This is a genomic window from Nonlabens marinus S1-08, assembly GCF_000831385.1.
GTDB lineage: Bacteria > Bacteroidota > Bacteroidia > Flavobacteriales > Flavobacteriaceae > Nonlabens > Nonlabens marinus.
On sequence record NZ_AP014548.1, the window covers coordinates 261330 to 281903 of the forward strand.

At 39.5% G+C, this 20574-nt stretch carries 22 protein-coding genes; 16 read left to right on the forward strand and 6 right to left on the reverse strand.

The features are described from left to right. Positions 1 to 18: 18 nt before the first annotated feature. Together NMS_RS01245 and NMS_RS01250 are read right to left on the reverse strand one after the other, a co-directional pair. Positions 19 to 1062: an RluA family pseudouridine synthase gene (locus tag NMS_RS01245; RefSeq protein WP_041495002.1), complete on the reverse strand. Its 1044-nt coding sequence runs from the start codon at positions 1060 to 1062 to the stop codon at positions 19 to 21. Continuing rightward, positions 1037 to 1681: a PASTA domain-containing protein gene (locus NMS_RS01250; RefSeq protein ID WP_041495003.1), complete on the reverse strand. Its 645-nt coding sequence runs from the start codon at positions 1679 to 1681 to the stop codon at positions 1037 to 1039. Before NMS_RS01250 ends, NMS_RS01245 begins: the two co-directional genes overlap by 26 nt. Before the next feature lie 137 nt (positions 1682 to 1818). Here NMS_RS01250 and NMS_RS01255 point away from each other — a divergent pair, with 137 nt between their 5' ends. Genes NMS_RS01255 through NMS_RS01265 form a run of 3 tightly spaced genes read left to right on the forward strand, consistent with a single transcriptional unit; the run spans position 1819 to position 5005 of the window. Beyond that, the gene (locus NMS_RS01255; protein WP_041495004.1) at positions 1819 to 2799 is read left to right on the forward strand and encodes a D-alanine--D-alanine ligase; all 981 of its coding nucleotides are present in this window, start codon (positions 1819 to 1821) and stop codon (positions 2797 to 2799) included. After that, on the forward strand, positions 2796 to 3248 hold the full coding sequence (gene coaD, locus NMS_RS01260; protein ID WP_041495006.1) for a pantetheine-phosphate adenylyltransferase: 453 nt from the start codon (positions 2796 to 2798) through the stop codon (positions 3246 to 3248). Before NMS_RS01255 ends, coaD begins: the two co-directional genes overlap by 4 nt. Beyond that, entirely contained in the window at positions 3248 to 5005 is a 1758-nt protein-coding gene (locus NMS_RS01265) for a M14 family metallopeptidase (protein WP_041495007.1), read from the forward strand. The genes coaD and NMS_RS01265 overlap by 1 nt, the downstream gene beginning before the upstream one ends. 1 nt (position 5006) lies before the next feature. Here NMS_RS01265 and NMS_RS01270 read toward each other — a convergent pair whose 3' ends face one another. Next, positions 5007 to 5618, reverse strand: a complete 612-nt coding sequence (locus NMS_RS01270; RefSeq protein ID WP_084217582.1) for an NUDIX hydrolase — start codon at positions 5616 to 5618, stop codon at positions 5007 to 5009. On the opposite strand from NMS_RS01270, the gene pyrE reads away from it, so the two are divergent. Further along, positions 5617 to 6264, forward strand: a complete 648-nt coding sequence (pyrE, locus tag NMS_RS01275) for an orotate phosphoribosyltransferase (RefSeq protein WP_041495008.1) — start codon at positions 5617 to 5619, stop codon at positions 6262 to 6264. The two genes, NMS_RS01270 and pyrE, sit on opposite strands and share 2 nt — an antisense overlap. 3 nt (positions 6265 to 6267) lie before the next feature. Next, positions 6268 to 6654, forward strand: coding sequence for a hypothetical protein (locus NMS_RS01280; RefSeq protein WP_041495009.1), 387 nt, complete (start codon positions 6268 to 6270; stop codon positions 6652 to 6654). Here NMS_RS01280 and NMS_RS01285 read toward each other — a convergent pair. Next, positions 6651 to 7367 (reverse strand): biotin--[acetyl-CoA-carboxylase] ligase, encoded by a 717-nt coding sequence (locus tag NMS_RS01285; RefSeq protein WP_041495010.1) that lies wholly within the window; start codon positions 7365 to 7367, stop codon positions 6651 to 6653. The genes NMS_RS01280 and NMS_RS01285 overlap by 4 nt on opposite strands. Before the next feature lie 78 nt (positions 7368 to 7445). Here NMS_RS01285 and rsfS point away from each other — a divergent pair, with 78 nt between their 5' ends. From rsfS to NMS_RS01315, 6 genes are all read left to right on the forward strand, one after another. Then, positions 7446 to 7817 carry a ribosome silencing factor gene (gene rsfS, locus NMS_RS01290; RefSeq protein ID WP_041495011.1) on the forward strand — a complete coding sequence of 124 codons (372 nt, stop codon included), beginning with the start codon at positions 7446 to 7448 and terminating at the stop codon, positions 7815 to 7817. A 15-nt stretch (positions 7818 to 7832) separates the two neighbouring features. Beyond that, on the forward strand, positions 7833 to 9866 hold the full coding sequence (gene ftsH, locus NMS_RS01295) for an ATP-dependent zinc metalloprotease FtsH (protein WP_052476632.1): 2034 nt from the start codon (positions 7833 to 7835) through the stop codon (positions 9864 to 9866). A 64-nt stretch (positions 9867 to 9930) separates the two neighbouring features. Continuing rightward, entirely contained in the window at positions 9931 to 10554 is a 624-nt protein-coding gene (locus NMS_RS01300; protein WP_041495012.1) for an LUD domain-containing protein, read from the forward strand. A gap of 1 nt (position 10555) precedes the next feature. Continuing rightward, positions 10556 to 11377 carry a phosphatidate cytidylyltransferase gene (locus NMS_RS01305; RefSeq protein ID WP_041495013.1) on the forward strand — a complete coding sequence of 274 codons (822 nt, stop codon included), beginning with the start codon at positions 10556 to 10558 and terminating at the stop codon, positions 11375 to 11377. Further along, complete coding sequence (locus tag NMS_RS01310; RefSeq protein ID WP_041495014.1) at positions 11367 to 12017, forward strand: phosphatidylserine decarboxylase family protein; 651 nt, start codon at positions 11367 to 11369, stop codon at positions 12015 to 12017. The genes NMS_RS01305 and NMS_RS01310 overlap by 11 nt, the downstream gene beginning before the upstream one ends. Next, on the forward strand, positions 12018 to 12296 hold the full coding sequence (locus NMS_RS01315; protein WP_041495015.1) for an acyl-CoA-binding protein: 279 nt from the start codon (positions 12018 to 12020) through the stop codon (positions 12294 to 12296). A gap of 151 nt (positions 12297 to 12447) precedes the next feature. Here NMS_RS01315 and NMS_RS01320 read toward each other — a convergent pair whose 3' ends face one another. Beyond that, positions 12448 to 15081, reverse strand: coding sequence for a valine--tRNA ligase (locus NMS_RS01320; protein ID WP_041495016.1), 2634 nt, complete (start codon positions 15079 to 15081; stop codon positions 12448 to 12450). 112 nt (positions 15082 to 15193) lie between these two features. Here NMS_RS01320 and NMS_RS01325 point away from each other — a divergent pair, with 112 nt between their 5' ends. Continuing rightward, positions 15194 to 15565 carry a DUF1573 domain-containing protein gene (locus NMS_RS01325; RefSeq protein WP_041495017.1) on the forward strand — a complete coding sequence of 124 codons (372 nt, stop codon included), beginning with the start codon at positions 15194 to 15196 and terminating at the stop codon, positions 15563 to 15565. On the opposite strand, the gene NMS_RS01330 is transcribed toward NMS_RS01325, so the two are convergent. Further along, positions 15566 to 16903: a PDZ domain-containing protein gene (locus NMS_RS01330; protein WP_158448942.1), complete on the reverse strand. Its 1338-nt coding sequence runs from the start codon at positions 16901 to 16903 to the stop codon at positions 15566 to 15568. It abuts the gene before it with no gap. Between the two features lie 74 nt (positions 16904 to 16977). Between NMS_RS01330 and NMS_RS01335 the strand changes: the two genes are divergently transcribed. The 4 genes from NMS_RS01335 to NMS_RS01350 are packed head-to-tail and all read left to right on the forward strand — an operon-like array spanning position 16978 to position 20557. Then, entirely contained in the window at positions 16978 to 18168 is a 1191-nt protein-coding gene (locus tag NMS_RS01335) for a pyridoxal phosphate-dependent aminotransferase (RefSeq protein WP_041495020.1), read from the forward strand. Continuing rightward, on the forward strand, positions 18165 to 19196 hold the full coding sequence (gene murB, locus NMS_RS01340; RefSeq protein ID WP_041495021.1) for a UDP-N-acetylmuramate dehydrogenase: 1032 nt from the start codon (positions 18165 to 18167) through the stop codon (positions 19194 to 19196). Before NMS_RS01335 ends, murB begins: the two co-directional genes overlap by 4 nt. Positions 19197 to 19243: 47 nt before the next feature. Then, entirely contained in the window at positions 19244 to 19450 is a 207-nt protein-coding gene (locus NMS_RS01345; RefSeq protein WP_041495022.1) for a membrane or secreted protein, read from the forward strand. Next, positions 19451 to 20557, forward strand: coding sequence for a glycosyltransferase (locus NMS_RS01350; RefSeq protein WP_041495023.1), 1107 nt, complete (start codon positions 19451 to 19453; stop codon positions 20555 to 20557). Positions 20558 to 20574 lie beyond the last annotated feature (17 nt).

The window sequence follows — 20574 nt, forward strand, 5'->3', positions numbered from 1 at the left end:
GGAAAATGAGAAACTCTTTTAGAGTTCTTGTAGTGAGTTAGATGCATAGGACCTCCATTTATTGATACAAGCCGTCATATCTTCTGGGACTTCGCTATTAAAACGCATCCACTCCTTAGTGACAGGATGTTCAAAACCTAAGGTTTTAGCATGCAAAGCTTGTCTAGGCAGTATTTTAAAACAGTTATCTACAAACTGCTTGTACTTAGTGAAATTAGTTCCTTTCAAAATGCGATCTCCACCGTAGCGCTCATCATTAAACAAAGTATGACCTATGTACTTCATGTGTACTCTAATCTGGTGTGTGCGACCCGTTTCCAGCTTGCACTTGATCACGGTCACATACCCTAAGTCTTCCAACACTTCATAATGAGTGACTGCTGGTTTTCCTTTATCACTTTCCTCACCTTCCCATACAGTATTCTGCAACCTATTTTTAGGGTGTCTACCTATATTGCCTTCAATCGTGCCTTGTTGCTCATCAAAGTTTCCCCAAGCAATCGCAACGTATTCTCTCTCACTGGTTTTTGCTGCAAATTGCGCAGACAAATGAGCCATGGCCTGTTCCGTTTTGGCAACTACTAAAAGTCCACTGGTATCTTTATCAATACGGTGAACCAGCCCTGGACGTTCACTGGAGTTATTGGGCAAATTTTCAAAATGGTAAATCAGCGCATTGATCAATGTTCCAGCATAATTGCCGTGGCCTGGATGCACCACCATTCCCGAGGGCTTATTAACAACCACAACCGTATCATCTTCATAAACAATGTCCAAAGGAATATTCTCAGCTACTAGCAATTGTTCGTGTGTGGGATGCTCCATCAACACGCGCACCTCATCACCGGGCTTTACCTTATAGTTGGATTTTACAACTTCATCATTGACGCGCACGCCACCATCTTTAATCGCAGCTTGGATTTTACTACGAGTAAAATCTTCAATAAAATTCATTAGAAATTTATCTACGCGCAGCGGCTTTTGACCCGCCTTTGCAGTAAAATGGTAATGCTCATGTAGATCTTCGTGATCTAAATCACTGTCCGTCTCCTTGTCCGTCATCCTCGTATTCTTCAATGATTGGTTCCTCTTCAATTGGATCACTCGATCCATCCTCATACTTTGCTCCGGGTCTATTTCCATCACCTAAAACAAGGTCAACGACAGATGCTTTTCTTAATTGACTTCCTGGTTCTAAAATTGAGCCATTGTGTCGCATTTCAAGCACCATATCCCTAGCAATGTTTGGGCTGTACGTGATATCTCCTATCTTGAAACCTAAAGCTTCCAGTGTGGGGACTGCTTGACGTTTGGTTTTAAAAATAATATTTGGAACTAGGGTATTCCCATATCCAGATGGATTGAGTTTCAAATAAATTTGCCTGTTCGACTTTACAAATCGTCCCGCTTTTGGGTTTTGCTCAATAACAGATCGCGGCGGATATTCTGGATTGAAGCTAGCGCTATCAATAATTCTACGTCGTAGATCCAATTCTTCCAAGACCAAGTCAGCCTCGGAGATTGATTTTCTCGTCAAATCTGGAACTTCAATTTTCTCACCATGGTTCGTATGCCAGTCTAGCCAATACAAATAACCGAAACACAGCACTACCACAACAAACACAGCTAGTACTACCTGAATCCAAAAAGTTTTGGTAAACATGAATTGTATAAAATTCATAAGCAAGTTTTTTATCTCGAGGTCAACGCCCTCAAATAAAAGATTAATAAATAAAAATCAAAGATACGGATGTAGACCCTACATAGAACGACACCTTTTGTAACTTTGTTGTAAACGCTTTCGCGAAAGAGAACTATATGAGAAACATTGCGGTCATTATGGGTGGCTATTCCAGCGAGAAAGAAATTTCTATCAAAAGCGGACACGTCATTTTAGAAAATCTAGAACCTTCTAGATACAACGGCTATGGTATCGTCATCGAGAAAGGAAAATGGTTTTGCACGAAAGATTCACAAACTTACCCTGTAGATAAGAATGACTTTTCCATTACCGCAAACGGTGAGAAGATCATATTTGATTGCGTTTATAATACGATTCATGGGACACCTGGAGAAGACGGTAAGTTTCAAGCTTATCTAGAACTGATAGGGATACCACATACTTCCTGCGATTCGTATCAGTCTGCCATTACGTTTAATAAACGTGACTGTATTGCTGTGTTAAAACCATGGAGCATACATACTGGAAAACACCTTTATTTAAATCAAGGAGAAGAAATCACTATGAACGATATCACAGACGCCGTCGGGCTCCCTTGTTTTGTAAAGGCAAATCGCAGTGGCAGTAGTTTTGGGGTTTCAAAAGTTTATGGAATGGAAGACCTTCCTAAAGCCTTGCAAACTGCATTTGACGTCGATGAAGAAATCATTATTGAATCCTTTCTAGATGGCATGGAAGTATCTGTTGGAGTTTATCAAATAGGTTCTGAAATCCATGCCCTGCCTCCTACTGAAATTGTAAGCGAGAATGATTTTTTTGATTATGAAGCAAAGTATTTAGGGAAATCTGAAGAGATCACTCCAGCGCGACTGTCTGAATCTGCTACACTTGCAGTTCAAGAATTGAGCAAACGTATATACCATATCCTTAAACTAAAAGGAATCGCACGAGCCGATTTTATTTTTCATGAAGGAACCCCTCATTTTATTGAAATCAATACCAATCCAGGAATGAGTAAAGAAAGTATTATCCCTAAACAAATAAAAGCTTCTGGACAAGAACTGGATAAAGTCTTAACTTCGATTATCGAGGATACCATAAATAATTACAAACCATGAGAAGAGCCGTGTTTCCAGGTAGTTTTGATCCAATCACCTTAGGTCATAGTGATATTATCAATCGTGGCTTAAGCCTCTTTGATGAAATCATCATCGCCATAGGAATCAATGCCGACAAGAAATACATGTTCTCCTTAGAACAACGTGTTTCTTTCATAGAAGATTTATATTCTAACGAACCGAAGATTAAAGTCATGACCTATGAAGGTTTAACAGTGCGTTTTTGTCAAGACAATGATGCCGGGTTTATTCTTAGAGGCCTTCGCAATCCTGCAGATTTTGAATTTGAAAAAGCAATTGCACACACCAATAGAATGCTGAGTGAGATTGAAACCGTTTTCCTTCTCACGAGTACTAAAACAAGTTATATTTCCTCCTCCATCGTTAGGGATGTCATGCGCAACAATGGTGACTATTCCCTACTTGTTCCTAAAACCGTCAATAAATAATGAAGTTTTCGCTCCTTTCCCTTTTTGCACTATTATTAATCTTGATCTCCTGCAAGGATTCGCCCAATAATCCAAATGCGATTGTTGTAGATTCTGATTATAAAACGCCGTTTGAACTAGGTAATGGCAATCAAACTACTACCTATCAAGATTGTATTGCTTTCTACCAGCAGTTAGCAAATGACTTCAGCACAGTTACTATAGAGGAAATAGGAAAAACTGATATCGGATTACCTCTTCATGTCATTCATTACTCCAACTCCTCCATAAACTGGGGCTCTCTAAATGAAAACAAAATAAAGATCTTGATTAATAATGGGATCCATCCTGGTGAGAGCGACGGGATCGATGCCACAATGATGCTCGTACGCGATCTGGCAACGGGCAAAATGAAAGTTGAAGACAATGTTATTTTCAGTACCATAGCTATTTATAATGTGGGTGGCTCACTGAATCGTAATACGGGCACTAGAACTAATCAGAATGGACCAGAATCTTACGGTTTTAGAGGGAATGCAAGAAATTACGATCTCAATCGTGATTTTATTAAAGCAGATACCCGCAATACTAGAGCCTTTGCACAGATCTACCACAAAATAAAGCCCGACATTTTTATTGATAACCACGTAAGTAACGGTGCTGACTATCAATATACACTCACCCATCTGTTTACCCAACACAATAGAATAGGATCTGCCACGGGATCTTACATTCACAACACATTTCAACCAGCATTAGAACAAGCATTAAAAAACAGATCCCTGGACATTACACCATACGTGAATGTTTACAATCAATCCCCTGATAAGGGATTTAGTCAATTTGTGGACTATCCTCGATATTCTACGGGCTATACCGCTTTATGGAATACCATAGGCTTTATGGTAGAAACACACATGCTCAAACCCTATAACGACCGTGTATTAGGAACTAAAGCAATTATGGAAGAGGTGATTCATATAGGTAGCAGCAATGTAGAGGCGATCAAAAAAGTAAGACAAGAGAATTTTACTGCATTCCAAGCAGCTAGCTATTACCCCATAAATTTTGAAGTGGATGAATCTTACGCAGACACCTTAGACTTCAAAGGCTACGAGGCTATAGAGAATGTAAGTGAACTAACAGGCAATAAGCTGATGACTTACGATCGTGACCAACCTTTTACAAGGAAAACGCCTTTCTATACCTATATGAAAGCAACAGATTCAATTAGAATTCCAGAATATTATGTGGTCCCACAAGGCCAGTGGGAAGTTATAGAATTGATGAGACTTAACAATATCATCATGAAGCCACTGGAAAAAGACAGCACTATGACCGTGGGTAAATACACCATGAATAAATTTAATACAGCACCTTCTGCTTATGAAGGTCATTACCCACACAGCAATGTTAAGGTCCAAGAAAAAACTAGAAAAGTTCGCTTTCGCGAAAGCGATATCCTCATCCCTACAGCTCAACCCGGGATCAAATACATACTAGAAACTCTTGAGCCCGCAGCTCCAGACTCGTTTTTTAAATGGAATTATTTCGATACGATTCTGCAGCAAAAAGAAGGTTATTCTGCTTATGTGTTTGAAGCTACTGCCAGAAAAATGCTGGAAGAAAATGAGTCTTTGAGAAAAAGGTTTGACTCCATGAAGCGTGCCGATAGAAAATTTGCAAACAGTAACAGGGCACAACTTTCCTGGTTACATGATAGATCAGACAATCACGAAGACGCCTACCTGACCTACCCTATTTATAAATTAAATTAGTTTATTTGACAGGAATGCGCTCAGGGAATAATTCTCTAATGTTTGCATAGCTAGATTCTAGCGCATCGTTTGCATCCCGGGCATCAAGCCAGACTGCCTGATCGATACCTTCCTTTTCTTGAGGAATCAATTCTCCTGTGTAATCAGTGGTCATGGAATACCAATGAGTCAATTTTAACCGCATCTTTCCATTTCTAGAAAAGACGTGATAGGTGGGGCCTAGATATTTTTTAACTACTAAGTTTTTAACACCTGTTTCTTCCTCTACTTCACGTAAAGATGTCTGTTCAATACTCTCTCTGTTTTCAGCCTTTCCCTTAGGTAGGTCCCACTTCCCATTGCGGTGGATAAAAAGGTATTGATTTAGCTCATTCTCCACTAGACCGCCACCTGCTAATACTAACGGGAGGATCTTATGCAACCGTTTTAACAGTTTATCAGGATTGTCTGAATATAGCAATGGACGTTCTACTTTCCCTTTTTTAATGGCTTTGGCCAATTTTTTGAACTTTACCGTCTTAAGATTGAAAGCATCATGATCCGGGAAAAGATCCTTGTCTGAGGTCACGATAATCGCGACTTCTTTGACAAAAACTTTATACATTTGCGGCATGGTCAGAGATAAAAACGTTGGGATTAAAACTGCTGAATTATTGCTGCAAATTAAAGCAATAAAACTTCAACCGCAAAAGCCATTTACATGGGCAAGCGGGTGGAAGTCGCCTATCTATTGTGATAACAGGGTGACTCTCTCCTATCCTAGCATTCGTAATTTCCTGCGGGAACAGCTTTCAGCTCAAATTGAAGAACTCTATGGTAAACCAGATGTGATTGCTGGAGTAGCTACAGGCGCCATAGGTATAGGCATGCTAGTGGCTGATTATATGAAGCTCCCTTTTGTCTATGTACGACCAGAAGCTAAAAAACATGGCCGTCAAAATCAAATAGAAGGACATCTAGAGAAAGATCAAAAGGTAGTTATTGTAGAAGATTTGATCAGCACTGGTAAAAGTAGCTTGAATGCAGCAGCAGCTTTAAATGAAGCTGGCGCTAAGGTTAAAGGAATGGTAGCCCTTTTCTCGTATGGTTTTGACTTTGCTGTCGACAACTTTGAAGAAGCAGGAATTGAGCTCACAACCTTGAGCGACTATAATCACTTAATCGAGGTTGCTGAAAAACAAGGACACTTTGATAGTACAGAAACTGAATTACTTACCAGCTGGAGAAAAGATCCCAGCAATTGGAACCACAGTAACTAACTTATGAATTTAGAAAGCCGTGTGGTCAACACACAAAAATCCCCAGAAGAACTTTATAATTTTCTTACTCAGGTAGAGAACTTTAAACAACTGCTTCCTGAAGATGCAAAGTTCGAATTGCTTGGGGATGATAAATTCCTTTTTGGATTAAAAGGAATGCCAGAAATCAAACTAGGTTTAAAAGATTCCATCAAATTCACTAAAGTTATTTTAGGGTCTTTAGGTGACAAAATGCAATTTACATTGACTTGCAGCATAGAACAACTGGCCACAGGATCTCAAGCACAGTTAGTATTCAATGGAGATTTCAATGCCGTGATGGCAATGATGATCAAAGGGCCTATCAACAAATTCCTAGAGCAATTAGCTACTGGAATTGAAAAACTTTAGTAGACCCACTTAACTTGTTTGAGTCCGTAGGTGCTTCTGCCATAGGTGTTAGAGATTAAAATGAGTCGGCCGGTGTCATCGACTCCTTCCACCCTAGCGGTTAATTCTTTACCATCTATTTGAAATCGTGCTTCTTGATGGTATTTGAATAAATGTTGCTCATAACGAGAAATCGCCTCGCCTGGATTTGCTAATGCTTTCTGCAGGGCTTGTAGAAAATCGATCAACAACAATTCAAGGTCGTATGTCTTATTAGTGATTTGATTCAAGGAAATTGCTTTTTCTAAATCAGGAAAATCCATCTGATTTACATTCAACCCTATCCCTATGATCGAACAGGCTCTAGAATTTCCTTTATATATATTTTCAATAAGCACACCCGCCAATTTATGCCTTACTGACAGTATGTCGTTAGGCCACTTGATGACCGCCTGAATCTGTAATTTTTCGCGCAACCATTCTACTAATACAACTGTAACGAGTTTATTTATTTCAAAATCAGTAAATTCAGCATTCAAATTAGACAACAAAACGCTGAATGTCAGGTTTTTAAAAGGCTCTGAAACCCAACTGGACCCCATTTGACCTTTACCAGCGGTTTGATGATCTGTATATATTGTGGTTAGGTTAGGTAGTTCGCTTTCGCGAAAGCGAACTTTCAATTCCTCATTTGTGGAAGCGGTGGCATGTAATTTGACTAGTTGAAATGACACAAATAAGGCGAAGTTTAAAGTTAGTTATTTAAGCTGCGTTCAAAAAAAGAATAAATTTGTGGATACAAAAAATTTTTAATGATTAAAGAAAAAGTTTCTTCCGATGCCCTCATAACGCAAATCATTGCAGGAATCGAGGATGTAAAGGGGAATGACATTACTATACTCGACTTAAGAGAAATTGAAAACACGGTAACCAGCTATTTCGTGATCTGCAACGGTACCTCAAATACTCAAGTCAATGCCATCGTCAATTCAGTACAGAGAAAGGTAAGCAAAGAACTTCAGGAAAATGCATGGCATGTGGAAGGTTCTTCTACGGCAGAATGGGTTCTTATGGACTATGTAAATGTTGTAGTTCATGTGTTCCAAAAGCACATACGTGAATACTATGACCTGGAAGGGTTATGGGGCGATGCCAAAACGACCAATATCGAGAGTACTTACTAATTACAAATAAGCTAAATGTCCCAGGATACCAATAAGCAAAATAATAAGGCACCTAAAAAATCAGGATCGCCTCTTAATAACAAACCTAAATTCAGCATCTGGTGGATCGCTGTGCCCATCATACTCGTATTTCTGGGTTATAACTTTGTCTCTAATCAGTTATCTGCTCCTAAAGCAACAACACCTGACGAATTCTTTGAGTATTTAGAAGATGGCGAGGTGAGCAAGGTGATAGTCGTGAAAAACCGAAGCATCGCGAAGGTTTATCTTACAGATGAGGCGCTAAAACTTCAAAAGCATAATAAATCTCAAAAAGATGGCGTGCTTGCGGGAAGTGATGCCCCTCAGTACAGCGTAGAGTATGGCGACCTAACCTTATTTCAAAACGAAATTAAAGAGACTATTGCAGAAAGAAACCTTGATACTACGGTAGGTTTCAATGCGGAAGAAGATGGCTGGTCCAGTTTGTTAATCAGCATCCTTCCTTTTGTATTGATCATCGGTATTTGGATCTTCTTGATGAGAAGAATGTCTGGTGGAGCTGGTGGTGGTGCTGGAGGACAAATTTTTAATATCGGTAAATCAAAAGCAAAGCTTTTTGATCAAAAAACAGATGTGAAGACCACATTTAAAGATGTAGCAGGTCTAGAAGGTGCTAAGGAGGAAGTTCAAGAGATTGTTGATTTCTTGAAAAATCCTGATAAATACACCAGTTTAGGTGGTAAAATTCCGAAAGGAGCTTTACTTATAGGCTCACCCGGTACTGGTAAAACTTTATTAGCTCGAGCAGTTGCAGGTGAGGCTAAAGTGCCATTTTTCTCATTGAGTGGTTCTGACTTTGTAGAAATGTTTGTAGGTGTAGGGGCAAGCCGTGTGCGAGACTTGTTCAAACAAGCTAAAGAGAAGAGTCCAGCGATCATATTTATTGATGAGATTGATGCCATTGGTCGTGCTCGTGGTAAATCTAATTTTTCAGGCTCTAACGATGAACGTGAAAATACACTGAACCAATTGCTAACTGAGATGGATGGTTTTGGGACAAATACAAATGTTATTGTTCTAGCAGCTACCAACCGTGGCGATATTTTAGATAAAGCATTGATGAGAGCGGGTCGTTTTGACCGCCAGATTTATGTGGACCTTCCAGATGTTAGAGAGCGTGAAGAAATTTTTGAAGTTCATTTGAGACCGATCAAAAAAGTAGCTAACGAATTAGATACTGAATTTCTCGCTCGTCAGACTCCTGGATTCAGTGGTGCTGATATTGCAAATGTTTGTAATGAAGCTGCATTAATCGCAGCTCGCAAGGACAAAAAAGCAGTAGATAAACAAGATTTCTTAGACGCCGTCGATCGTATCGTAGGAGGCCTAGAAAAGAAGAATAAACTTATCACTCCTAGCGAGAAGAAAACTATTGCTTACCATGAGGCTGGTCACGCAACGGTGAGCTGGATGACAGAACATGCAGCACCATTAGTAAAAGTGACTATAGTTCCTAGAGGTCAATCTTTAGGAGCGGCCTGGTACTTACCAGAGGAACGCCAGATTGTGCGACCTGAACAAATGCTGGATGAGATGTGTGCTACTATGGGTGGTCGTGCTGCTGAGAAAGTGATGTTCAATAAAATCTCTACAGGTGCCTTGAGCGATCTTGAGAAAGTAACTAAACAGGCACGTGCCATGGTTACCATCTATGGATTGAATGAAAAAGTAGGTAACATAACCTATTACGATTCTAGTGGGCAGCAAGAATACAATATGACAAAGCCTTATAGCGAGTCTACAGCTGTTATTATTGACGAAGAGATTTCAAAAATAATCGAGGAACAATACCAGCGCGCCATAACTCTTTTGACAGAACATAAAGAAAAGCTAACTGAACTAGCAGAATTATTGTTAGAGGAAGAGGTGATATTCAAGGATGATTTAGAAAAGATATTTGGTAAAAGAGCATTCGTTAAAGAAGAACCCATTGCTTTAAAATCATCAAATCGATCCGTTGCTAAAGAACCTTCAGATGTTATAGAAGATTCTACAGAGGAAGAATAGTTTGCTACCCTTCAAATTAGTAGCTATATTTACGATGATCCTCTAATTTAGGTGAACGACGGCGATGAGCATATTTAAAAAAATCTTCAAGAAATCCCCTGATTCTGATGATACTAGCAGGAAGAATGCTGATCGCTCTAAATATATGCCTGAGGAAAAGTTGCCCTTAGACGAGCAGTTTATTCACAATTTCACCCAGCATGGAGGTAGATTTTTATATGCTATCGATGAAAATGAGATTCAACAGCATTTTGAAGATGTGTTAGTAGAACACGATTTCTTTGAAACAGATGTGTTTTGTTATGATACTCAACTCCAAAACAGGTTCAGCGATTTTAACCTGAAATTTAATCAAGCAAAAAGAGATAGCAGTTTCTTTTTAACGACTTGTGAATATATTATCGCTGATAATGGGGCAATCCTATTTTCATCAAATCAGATAAAAGAGAATAAACCTAAGGATTTACCAGACACGTTTGTTGTTTTAGCTAGTACCAGTCAGATTGTAGAATCGATTGGCGAAGGATTAAGAGGAATTAAGTTCAATAGCAAAGGAAGCATCCCCACAAATATTACAACTCTCAAGAATTTTCAAGATAAGGCTATCAAGCAGGAAAAGGAAAAAGACCTGATGAACTATGGAGTTCCCAATAAGAGACTTTATCTCCTATTATTAGAAGATTTATAGCATGAGAGAATTATTAGTTCGTTCCATATCGGGAATACTTTATGTCTCGTTGGTGGTTCTCAGTGCTTTATACGCACCAGAATGGGTTTTCATACTTCTATTTTGCGTTTTTGCTTTCATTTGCTTAGTAGAATTAATGCCGATGATTCGACTAAGACAGTGGGTAATTTATCCACTACTCCCCATCGCTTATTACCTTGTAGCATGGCAAGGTGTTTCACAAAATATTGTCTATGTACTACTGGTAGCCACCTTACTAGTAAATGTGTATCTGATCAGAGACTTAGTATTAGTTGATCGAATTGCTTTATTCAATACAAAGAAACACATCATCGCTCTTTTATACCTTATTGGCTCGAGTTTATTCCTTGTATTGATTCCTAATATTGTAGAAAGCTATAGGCCTGAGTTACTGATTGGGATTTTTGCGATTATATGGACGAATGATAGCTTTGCCTACATCACAGGTAGACTATTTGGGAAACATAAATTAATGAAACGCATTTCTCCTAAAAAAACGATTGAAGGCTTTTTAGGTGGTCTATTTATGGCAATAGGTGCAGGTATAGCGCTTCACTTTTACTTAGCATCTACAGGACGTGACGATTATTCAGTCTACGATTGGGCCATTATTGCATTTGTCGTAGCATTTTTTGGGACGATAGGAGATCTAATTCAATCAAAAATAAAGAGACAAGCAGCTGTAAAAGATAGCGGTAGTATTATGCCTGGTCACGGTGGTATATTTGACCGCATGGACAGCATCATATTTGCAGCTCCCTTTGCTTACTTAACTTTTTTAATCATCAACCATGTTTCATAAAGAAGGTACTCCATCCATCATTATAGCTATCATAATTGCCACAGCACTCGCAGCAGTAGCGTTCACAATTCCTATGCCTATATGGCTACATTTTGTGCTAGTTGCTCTTTCTGTATTTGTAATTGTAATTATTCTTCAATTCTTTAGAAATCCAAAAAGAAGAACCGTTTTAGATGATACCACCATTGTTTCCCCAGTGGATGGTAAGGTTGTGGTCATTGAAAAAGTAAAGGAAAATGAATTTTTCAAAGATGAGCGGATCATGATATCTGTATTCATGTCACCCATCAATGTTCATGTCACCCGTTACCCTATAGGCGGTAAAATCGCGTACAGTAAATACCATCCAGGTAAATATCTAGTGGCTTGGCATCCTAAAGCCAGTGAAGAAAATGAGCGTACTACTGTAGTTATCAACCATAAAAACACTACACGTATTATGTACCGTCAAATTGCTGGAGCATTGGCTAAGCGTATTGTGAACTACGCTGTAGAAAACGATACTGTGGTGCAGGGAACGGATAGCGGATTCATTAAATTTGGATCACGCGTTGATGTTTACCTTCCTTTAGATGCAAATATTAAGGTGGAGCTCAACCAGAAATTAAGAGGTGGAGAATCGATCCTAGCTAGTTTTTAAATGACAGATGACGAGTTAGATACTAATTTTAAGGCCGCTTTCGCGAAAGCGAGCTCTGAAGAACAGTCCCAAGTACCCATGGAGCTGCAGCTCCACTTGTATGCTTATTACAAAAGAGTGATCGACGAGCCTTACGTAAGCAATCGCAGCTTTGAAGCAAACGATTTAAGGTCGGGATTTAAAATGAACGCATTAATTCAAGTGCAACAAATCTCCAAGAAGGAAGCAAAAAAACGATACATCGAAATCATCGAAAAACTGTACCCTAAACCTTGGTAATTCACAACTAATTAAAAAGCCTCGCGATTGCGAGGCTTTTTTGTGCGAATCACGCTACTTCCTTTTCCTAAGAATGTAAATTGCAAGAGCAATCAAACAAACCATCATACCGCCGAAGAATACTACTATAAATGTAAATGGATTCATGGTTTTATGATTTCAAAGATTTCATGCTTGCTTCAATAGTCTCAATTTTGGCGAGTGCATCTGCCTCTTTCTTCTTTTCTAAAGCTACAACTTGCTCTGGTGCACCAGCCACAAATCGTTCGTTGCCTAGCTTTTTCTGTACACTTATCAAGAAACCTTTAGCATGTTTTAATTCAATAGCTAGTTTTTCAAGCTCTGCATCAACATCTACCGCACCAGCTAATGGGATAAAATATTCACTGGACTTCACCCGGAAACTTGCAGCGCCTGGAACCTGGTCTTGTACACTTTCAATTTGAGTGACGTTCCCCATTTTGCAGATCAACTCATCATAGCTCTTAGAAAGGTCCTCATTATTGATCACCATCAATTCAATCTTGTTTTTAAAGCTTATCTGCTTTTCCTTACGCACTTTTCTGATTCCTGAAATGGTTTCTTTAACTAGTTCAAAATCATTCAACATGCCTTTATCAACTGTACCAATCTCTGGCCAGGTATTGATACATAGCGCCTCTTCCACCTTACGATCAGTAATCGATTGCCATACCTCTTCCGTTATGAAAGGAGTAAAGGGATGCATCAAACGTAAATTATCTTCTAACAACTCGGTCACTTGAGCAAGAGTTTGTGGATCAATGGGCTGTTGGTATTCTGGCTTTATAATTTCTAATAACCATCCACAGAAATCATCCCAAATCAACTTATAACTAGTCATCAAAACATCACTAATACGGTATTTGGAATAATGATCCTCTATCTCATTTAATGCTTCAGCAAAACGACTGCGGTACCAGGCGATTCCTTGAGCAGCATAATCAGGTTGCGGCAATGATTTATCCACTTCCCAACCTTTTATCAGTCGGAAGGCATTCCAAATCTTATTGACAAAATTCTTTCCTTGCTGGCAAAGATCCTCGTCAAACATCAGGTCATTCCCTGCGGCACTGCTAAGTAACAACCCAACGCGAACACCGTCTGCTCCATATTCCTCCAGCAATTTCAGCGCATCAGGAGAGTTCCCTAATGACTTTGACATCTTGCGCCTTTGCTTATCGCGTACCAATCCTGTGAGATACACTTTATCAAAAGGTTTCTCATCGCGCAGCTCATAGCCTGCAACGATCATACGTGCCACCCAGAAAAACAAGATATCTGGACCCGTTACTAAATCACGTGTAGGATAGTAGTAATTGATCTCTTCATTTTCGGGCTCCAAAACACCATTAAAAACACTGATAGGCCATAACCAACTGGAGAACCACGTGTCTAGAACGTCATTTTCTTGGCGCAAATCCTCCTCTGTAATGGAGTTGTTGTTAGTTCGCTTTCGCGAAAGCGATACAGCCTCATCCATACTGCTTGCCACGACAAAATCTTCTTTACCATCACCATAATAGTAGGCTGGTATGCGTTGCCCCCACATCAATTGACGTGAAATATTCCAATCCCGCACATTCTCCATCCAGTGGAAATAGGTGCTTTTGAATTTAGCAGGAAGCAACTCAACAATATCCTCACGCACGGCTTTTATGGCAGGTTGCGCGAGATCTTCCATTTTAAGAAACCACTGATCAGAAAGCCGAGGCTCAATTACCGCTTTTGTACGCTCACTGGTTCCCACTTTATGGACGTGGTTTTCTTTTTTAACTAGAAAGCCTTTTTCTTCTAGTTCTTGCGATATCTCTTTACGTACTTCAAAGCGATCTTTACCTTGATAATGCAATCCAAAGCTATTGAGGGTAGCATCTGGATTAAAAATGTCGATCACTTCTAGACCGTGCTTCTCTCCTATTTTTTTATCATTCTCATCATGCGCTGGCGTGATCTTTAAACATCCCGTACCGAATTCTACATCAACATACTCATCTGCAATTACAGGAATTTCTCTATTTGAGATAGGAACTAAAACCGTTTTACCGATTAAATGCGTGTAGCGTGAGTCGTCAGGGTGCACGCAAATCGCTGTGTCTCCAAGTATTGTTTCAGGTCTCGTTGTAGCGATGGTCACTTTATCTGTAGTGCCTTTTACAGGATATTCTAGATAATATAAATGACCGTTGCGCTCTTCATAAATAACCTCTTCATCGCTAAGTGTCGTTTGAGCTTCTGGATCCCAATTCACCATGCGGTATCCGCGGTAAATCAATCCTTTATTGTACAAATCAATAAATACCTGAATCACACTTGCTGACATATCGTCGTCAAGAGTAAATTTTGTCCGTGACCAATCGCAACTAGCTCCTAATTTCTTGAGTTGTTCCAAAATTATCCCACCGTACTCATGAGTCCAATCCCAAGCATGGGATAAAAACTCCTCTCTTGTTAAGTCGTTTTTATCTATTCCCTGCTCCTTTAGTTTCTTAACGACTTTAGCCTCTGTAGCTATAGAGGCATGGTCAGTTCCAGGCACCCAACAGGCATTAAATCCCTTAAGTCTTGCACGGCGTATGAGCACATCTTGAATCGTATTGTTTAACATGTGTCCCATGTGCAAGACACCCGTTACGTTAGGCGGCGGGATGACAATAGTATAGCTTTCTCGATCATCAGGAACCGACTTAAAAAAGTCGTTTTCCATCCAGTAGGAATACCATTTTTCTTCAGCTGCTTTGGAATCGTATTTAGATGCTAATGACATGTTTGGCTTAGTTATTGGAATTAGCCTGCAAAAGTAATTATAAGTTAAATCATAAGCAGCATGAGCTGCTGGTTTAAGAACAAAGAGTACCTTTAACTTTAAAGCTAAGATCATGAAATACTTCGTTCTATTCCTAACTGTGATTTCTATGAGCCTTTCTATACAGGCACAAAAGAATACCACCATCGAGTTTGAAAATAAAGTGATTGACTACGGCACTATTAAAAAGGGAAGTGACGGCAACCGTACTTTTGTTTTTACAAATACTGGATCTACAGATTTTGAAGTGGCTAGTATTTTTTCCTCATGCACTTGTGATGTAGTATCCAAGCCAGACGTACCCATCAAACCAGGAGAAAAAGGAAAGATTATTGTCAACTACGACACTAAGAAATTAGGCCCTATCGTCAAAACATTAACGGTAAAAGGTAATATGGAAGGCGGTATTGTCGCTCTTAAACTGAAAGGAAATGTAGTGGAGTAACTATTTAATTACCGGAATCAGTCTAAAATTGAATTTTAATTCTTTTTCTCCTCTTTTTACTTTTAACTTTATTTTAGAGTACGGGTTTTTAAAAAATTTTGATGAGGTATTATCAAGAGTTAGGTTACCCTTACTGACGCCATTCAGTTTTAGAATCTCGTCTCCTTCTTGTACCCCTGCTAGATCTGCTGGGGATTCTGGTCTTACATAATTTACAAATAGTCTGGGGACCATGCTATAGCTATACTGCTTGCTAGTAGATATAGTCTTTTCATTTTCCAATGTTCTATAAACACCTCGTACTTTCCGGTTTCTATCATCTGTTACTGTAGTAAACAGTTCTTTTTCACCTGCAACAATATTTATGCCCGCCATGTTGTAAAAAAAGCCATACTTAAACTCATCATTTGGCCTTAAATAAAGTATAGATCTTGCATAATCGAAAATAACATCGAATCGACTTAAAACTTCGCCACCTACTGATCCAGTATAACTTTTCTCTACCTCTGAAGCTATAATTTCTACAAACTGACCTTCTCCAGGTTGAGAAGTTGTTAACCGATTCAATTGGTAGTTTCCGAAGATAAGCTGATCCATTTTTGACCTAGTGCCTGAAACCTCACCGTTCATTCCAAAGCCTAAGTAATCCTCAAAGCTTTCATTATTCTTCATGAAGTTCTCTGGAATGTCTAACAACCACAACGCGTCACCACTCCCCAAATCAATTAGTAAATCTGCAGGAAGCTCTTGAGAACCATTTCTGAAAAATCCTTTGGTATAGGGTTTACCATTGACAAAAGTAATTGGCACTTTTCTCATGGACCTGGTTTTATATTTTATAGCCTCAGGGTTTTTATATAAAATTACTTCTCGTGAGAGATAATCAACCTCTACTAATGCATCTTGAAAAAACTGAGTACTGAGCAAGCCATGTACTTCAAACCCTAATGTTGGTAAAAGGTCAATTTCCCTTTCTGCAGCCACAAAAATATTTGCCGACTTGTTTTCGTAGCCATTCACATCTAGCGTATTTCCCTCGCTGTAATAGGCACTAAATGTTTTTCCTTTTCCATAACCTTCCACTACTAGGAGGTTTCCCTTATTGACTTGTAATGAATCTATTCCAGAAAGATTGAAGATGATGGATTTGCTTGCTCCAGTATCCAGTATCATGTTTAATTCAACACCATTGACTTTTACTGGCAACACGATCAGGTTATACGCAGATTGAAAAGGTATTTCAATCTGATCTGTCCCAGGGGGAAACTTATATGAATCTTGAGCTTTAGAAATAAAGCCTAAGCAGATTATTATTAGTAAGCTATAAACTCTATACATGTAATCTAAATATACGCTTTCCTGTTTGAGCATGCACCTTGCACTGCTTACCTTTGCACTGCAAAAATAATTCCATGCCACATATATCTGAAAAAGGAAGACAAATGCCGTCTTCTCCAGTACGTAAATTAGTTCCTTATGCTGAAGCTGCAAAGGATAGAGGTATTAATATCTACCAGTTGAATATAGGTCAGCCTGATATAAAAACTCCTACACACGCTCTAGAAGCTGTGAAAAATACGACCATGGACGTATTGGAATACAGCCATAGTGCTGGAAATCAAAGCTACAGAGAGAAACTGATCATGCACTACAATAAAATTGATATGGACCTGTCCATAGATGATATTATAGTGTCCACAGGAGGTAGTGAAGCCTTGATGTTTGCTATGGGAAGCATTTGCGATTATGGGGATGAGGTGATTATTCCAGAGCCGTTTTATGCGAACTATAACGGTTTTGCTACAGCAAGTGGAGTCACTGTAAAACCTATTACCACTACCATAGAAAATAACTTTGCATTACCACCCGTATCGGAATTTGAAAAGTTAATCACAGATAAAACTAAGGCCATTCTCATTTGCAATCCTGGAAACCCAACAGGCTACCTTTATACGCAAGAGGAAATGGATCAATTAACGGCACTAGTCATAAAACACGATTTATTTCTAGTGGCAGATGAAGTCTACAGAGAATTCGCGTATGACGGCAGGGAGCACTTCTCCGTAATGAATCAAGCCGGATTAGAGCAGCATGCTATAATGATAGACAGCGTTAGTAAGCGCTACAGCATGTGCGGAGCTCGTATAGGCTGTGTGGTTTCAAAAAATAAAGAGGTGATAGCTGCTGCGATGAAATTTGCGCAAGCACGATTGAGCCCACCTACTTTCGCTCAAATTGCTGCAGAAGCTGCCCTAGATACACCGCAGGAATATTTTGATGAAGTGATAGAAGAATACATAGCACGTCGGGATTTATTAATCAGTAGTCTCAAAAGTATAGAAGGAGTTAAAGTTGCTAATCCAGGTGGCGCCTTTTATTGTGTTGCCGAGCTTCCAGTTGAGAATTCTGACGATTTTGCGCAGTGGTTGCTAGAATCTTTTGAATATGAAGGTGAAACTATCATGGTCGCCCCAGCTGCAGGTTTTTATAGCTCCCCTGGGATGGGAAACAATCAGATCAGGATTGCCTACGTATTAGAGAAAGAATCTCTTAAACGCGCGGTCGTGATTCTTGAAAAAGCCCTTAAGGCGTACAATGCATGATAGAAATTCAACACCATTTCCAGCTCAAGGAGCATAATACTTTTGGAATTTCCGCTTTCGCGAAAGCGTATATCCCAGCAGTAACCTTGCAGCAACTGAAGGAAGCGGTGTCCTATTACCAGGAAGAGGATCTTTTTATTTTAGGCGGTGGCAGTAACATGCTGCTTATCAACGATGTTGAACGTCCAGTACTGCATGTACTTTTAAAAGGAATCGAAATACTAGATAACAATCAGGGTAAAGTCCGGCTGAAAGTGATGGCCGGTGAAAACTGGCATGATCTAGTCATGTATTGCATTCAGAATAATTTTGCAGGTATTGAAAACCTAGCACTGATTCCCGGGAATGCAGGAACTTCACCTATTCAAAACATAGGCGCATATGGAGTTGAACTTAAAGACACCTTTCATTCTTGTGAAGTTATAGAAGTGGCAACGGGCAAGGAAGAAACTTTGACAAAGGCAGATTGCAACTTTGGGTACAGAGATTCTATTTTCAAAAATGTTGCAGCAGGAAAATACATTATCACTTCAATCACCTTAGAATTGACAGATCTAAATAAGACCAGTGATTATAAGTTGAAAACAAACTATGGTGCAATACAAGAAGAAATGGATCAGTTGCCGGGAGAGAATTCTATTTCTAAGGTAGCACAAGCCGTAGTAAATATTAGAACTAATAAACTTCCAGACCCTAAAGTGATAGGTAACAGTGGTAGTTTTTTCAAAAACCCTATCATCTCACGCACCTCTTATAACGACCTAATTCGCATGCACCCACAGATGCCCTGCTATGAAGTAGATGCTGAATCCGTAAAAGTTCCAGCCGGCTGGTTGATTGACAAATCTGGTTTTAAAGGTAAGCGTTATGGCGACGCAGGTGTTCATGATCGACAAGCCTTAGTGCTGGTTAACCATGGAAAAGCTACAGGTAAAGAGATTTTAGAGGTGGCAAAAAAGATTCAAGAAGCAGTTCAACTACGGTTTGGTATATCCATTGAAACTGAAGTAAATCTCATTGAGAATTAGCATCGTTTCCCAGCTCATTCCATTGCCTTAATTTGTAAATTTGCACTATGGAATTACTCTTCATCACCTTCGGTTTATTACTTCTAGCATTTGCTGGAATCGCCATTAAAATATGGGGCAAAAAAGATGGTAAGTTTTCAGGGACTTGTGCCAGTCAAAACCCATACTTAAACAAAGATGGTCAAGCTTGTAGCATGTGTGGAAAATTGCCAGAGCAGCAAGGCGACTGCAGCACACCTGCCAAAACTTCTTAAATGGAGATAGGTTTACCCTTTTACACCCTATTGATAGTTGTAATTATCAATCTGACTTATTACCTATATTTTGCTAAATCGGCATACGTCAAACAAGCGCTGCCCAGCAAAAGCTCTAGTCCCGTATCTGTTATTGTGTGTGCTAAAAACGAAGCGCAAAATCTACTAGAGTTAGTCCCCTTACTTCTTAACCAAACCCATCCAGATTTTGAAATTATCTTAATCAACGATGCAAGTTCAGACGATACAAGATCAATCGTCGAGGATTTTTCTAGCAAGCACCAGAACGTGCAGATGGTTGATGTGGTTAACAATGAGACCTTTTGGGCTAATAAAAAGTATGCACTTACTTTAGGGATTAAAAAGGCTAAAAATGACCAGCTTGTTTTTATCGATGCTGATTGTCGACCATCCAGTAGCGAGTGGCTATCCCTCATGAGTGCTCCATTGAGTGGATCCAATCGCATTGTTTTAGGGTACGGTGGGTATGAAAAGGTCAAGGACTCGATACTCAACCGCCTGATACGGTTTGAAACAGTATTTACCGCCATGCAGTACATGGGATATGCCCTGCGCGGCAATCCTTACATGGGTGTAGGCCGCAACCTTGCTTATACCGCCCAGCAATTTTACGACGTTAGCGGTTTTATGGCTCATATGCGCATTATGGGAGGCGACGACGATCTGTTTATTAATGAGGCAGCAACTGCAGAGAATACTGCGGTCCAATTAGATCCAGACAGTTTTGCAATTAGCAAACCCAAAACAACATGGGCACAATGGTGGACTCAGAAAAAAAGACACGTAAGTACTGCAAAACATTACAAAAGGAAGCACAAGTGCACTTTAGGTCTATTTTTCTTATCCCAATTTTTTTTCATTTTAAGTACTATTGTTGCCTTCATTTTTGAAACCCACTGGGAAATCATTATGGTACTGGTAGTCTTGCGTTACCTGGTGGTAATGATTATTATGGGACGTGGGTTGTCTCGCTTTCGCGAAAGCGAACTCCTCCCACTTCTACCCTTGCTAGAATTATTATTAATAGGCACCCAAATAGGCTTATTTTTTTCCAACACTAACAGCCAACCTAAGCGCTGGAAGTAGTCAGGTATTTCCTCTTG